Raw genomic sequence first — 3,767 nt, 5'->3', positions numbered from 1 at the left:
TTTAAAAAAAAGTTAAAAAATTTCAAAAAAAAAGAATCGTAAGAAAATAAGTATTAATTATGCTCGTTATTAACATAATAATCTAACGATTACGCTATTATAACCATAAAACCATCATCTCTATAATTATGAAAAGACTCCTATCTATGAGCATGCTTTTAATAAGCACGCTATTCTATGCGCAACAAGGTACCGAAATTCCAGATTTCACACCACCATCACCAGAAGCAGCAGCCATAACACAATATGGTAATGTAGAAATTAACGAATCTACAGGAAAGGCAACAGCATCAGTTCCTGTATACACATATCAATCAGGGCAAATAACAGTACCTATCTCTCTATCCTATGTAGGCAGTGGCGTTAAAGTAAATACACCCAATACATGGACAGGTATTAACTGGACTTTAAATGCAGGTGGAGTAATTTCTAGAACAGTTAATGATGCACCAGACGAGTTAGCACAACAACGCATATTTGAAGCAGATATAGACACATTAGGTTTAGAAGATGGACACTCAAGCGAGAGTACTAACCCAGCAAATAATGCAGGAGTATTACATCAATACTTTACTCACGAACCATGGGATACACAACCCGATATATTTAGTTTTTCGTTTTCAGGCTACGGCGGTAGTTTTTATTTAGACGAAAACTTTAATCCAGTACTTATTAATCGTGATACAGCACTTAAAATAGAAATAGAAGGTAGTTCGGATAACAAAACAAATTTAAAAAACACCAAGGAATTTAAAATAACGACACCAGATGGTGTAAAATATTATTTTGGGGGGAGTGAAGTAGAAACCTCATTAATGGAATACGGTTGGCATACTAATGTGCAACCAGATGCAGATACAGGCTATTATATAAATAGAATTGAACATCCTATTAATGGTATAGTATATTTTGAATATATAAACAATAACAACGTTCCCATAAATTACGAAACCTATACAAGTGCTATACATTCCGCACAAATTTATATGATTCATCCAGGTTCAGGAGGCCACCCAATGCCAAGTAACTTAATTGAAAAAAAGGATGCAGAAGGAAGGTTGCCTCAATATGCACCGGCATTAACAATTAACAGAATAAAAAACGCAAAATTTTTACAACGTATTCACTCTCCAAATAACGGGATTGAAGTTATTTTTAATTCTAACAATACCATTAACGGTGGGAGAAACTTTGAACGCGTCCTAGAATCAATCGTTGTTAAAAATAACAATACAACTTTGCATGAAGTGGAATTTAATTATATTTTTGATTATGACACTAATGGTAATGGTATAGGACAACGTTTCTTTCTAGAGCGAGTAACCATAAACAAAGATTTAAATAACGATGGTTTTAATGCGCACGATTACAAAACCTATACATTTGTTTACAATAATCCCACAGGGCTACCCAATCGTTTTTCTTATGCCCAAGACCACTATGGATTTTATAACGGAGCAGATGATAATACAGGATTATTTCCTACAGTTACTGTGCCAGGAGCCTCAAACTTAATACACCCAATAAACACGTATTCAGATAATGCCAACCGTAGTTTTGTATTCGATAAAAGTTTATATGGTAGTTTAGAACAAATTATATATCCTACAAAAGGAAGCACCGTTTTTGAGTACGAATACCATGCTAAAAAAAAGAAAACAAAAGCTGCAGTTAACCTTAATACCTATAGAAATGATTACCCCGATGAAGGAGGAAGTGGACTAACCTACCCTAATGACCTTAGCGAAGAAGTTATTATAGGAACCTCTACAAATCAAGGTCCTGGTCCAATTGCAGATGAAAGTGGTAATACCACATCAGTATCCTCTTCAGGAATTCTAGAAAACCAAGAGGTCTTAATATATGTAAGTTTTCAGGCGTTAGAGAATATTTATGACCATAATGTACGCGCTAGATTTAAAGTTATAAATGTAACTGATGGTAATACAGAAGAACATAATGAATCTATAGTATTACCTGTTAACTCTAGTATGAACGCAACCTCGTTTATAGCACGAAGAGAACACTCTCATGAGTTCTTAAAAGACAAGCAATATAAAATAGAACTAACCTTAGAGGGTAATACGAGTAAACCCATGCGAGCAAGTTTACGATTTGAATATTACAATGGCTTAGAAGTAGTAAATGGAGGCAACCTTAGAGTAAAACGGGTACACGACAAACCGTCTAACTCAGAAACCACACATGTTAAACGTTATTATTACCTACCAAAAGAAACGATGCTTAACGACCCCTTTAAATATTTAGAGTATTATATAGAACCAAATTATGTGAAACCAACATTGTTTTTAATATCAACAGGGCAAGCGGAAGATGTATTTAACAAATCAATTGATCCCCATCCAGGTGCAATATTAGAATCCAATCCTACTAATATTACAAAAGATGCGTTAGTAAACAATTATAGTACGGTAACTATAAGTTATGGTGGAGATAACTTTGAACAAGGCGGTGTTGAGAAACGATTTAACAAAGACGATGGAAATGTTATTAACATCTATAAAAGCCCTAGAATAGAAACATCGCAATTTGAAAACTTAAAAAGTATTCATGCAGGAGCTTCTTGGCTAAAACTCTCTCACGGTAAACTAAAAAAGGAAACAATATTAACTAAAAAAGCAGATACTTTGTATAAAGCTAACGAAAAACGATTAAGCTATACAAATACAACTAAAAGTAATTTGTTTGCGTACGTTGGCTCCTTTTTTGAAGACATAGGTCCAGGGTTTAGCATGCCTTATACAAGTGTAGGTATGGGACGGTATGAAATTCGTTCCAAAGAAGTATTATTAAAAAACACAATAGAGAAAAACTACATCGATCAAGTTCCTGTAGCCATAGTAAACATACCAGTTGCTACAAATCCATATACTTTTCAGGGCTGGAAAACACAAGACCATGATAACGATGGTACTGTTAACTTTCAAGATGACGATTATTTAGCATTAATTGAAAATTATAATGCATTAATAAATGGAGACGAATCTAATTACAGAAACATCGTAATGACTACCGAGCATGAATATAACTCCTACTCTGGGCAACCTACAAAAACAATAGTTACAACAAGTGACTCAGTAAAAAAGTACGAAACCATTAATCGCTATGCAGACGAAAGCGTTGCTATAGCCAATGGCGATAATACTCAATTAGGACATTATAATAACTTAGAAACTGCACACCGAGTAAGCACACCATTACAAACAGAATCTTACGTAAATATAAATAATAATGTAACACTACTTTCCAAAAACCGAACCCTGTATTCTAATGATTCAGGCAAGATATTACCATTAAAAATTCAAACAGCAAAAGGTAATCAAGACTTGGAGGACCGTATAGAGTTTGTAGACTATGATGGCAATGGAAACCCAACAGAAGTAAGGAAAACTAATGGCTCAATTACAAAATATAGCTATAATAACTTAAATCAAGTCACTAAAAAAATTGAAAATTTTGTAGGCTTAAATAGTAATCCCAATACAAACGGAACAGATTGTGAAAATTTAAGTTCTTTATATCGTGGCGCTTTTGTAACATCCTACTATTACGATGCTACTACCAACCTAATAACACATATTGTAAGTCCAAACTGTCAAACCATTTATTATGAATATGATGAGCAGCATCGCCTAAAATACGTCAAAGACCAAGATGGCAATATATTAAGTAAAAACGAATACAATTACACCACTCAAAACTAATAGCGACATGAAAAAGTTACTAATCATCTTAGCAGCAGTATT

At 33.8% G+C, this 3,767-nt stretch carries 1 protein-coding gene; it reads left to right on the top strand.

Translation table 11 applies throughout. The annotated features are described in order from the left end of the window. Window positions 1-128 precede the first annotated feature (128 nt). Window positions 129-3,725, top strand: coding sequence for a hypothetical protein (locus ACVC2P_RS17700; protein WP_452599777.1), 3,597 nt, complete (start codon window positions 129-131; stop codon window positions 3,723-3,725). Window positions 3,726-3,767 lie beyond the last annotated feature (42 nt).

This window comes from Pontimicrobium sp. MEBiC01747 (assembly GCF_053601635.1).
Note: the sequence above shows the minus strand (reverse complement) of the source record. Positions and strands in the feature narration are given on the sequence as shown.

Excerpts from the sequence above, each read along its gene's own strand:
- ACVC2P_RS17700 (WP_452599777.1), top strand. The coding sequence starts at position 129 with ATGAAAAGACTCCTATCTATGAGCATGCTTTTAATAAGCACGCTATTC.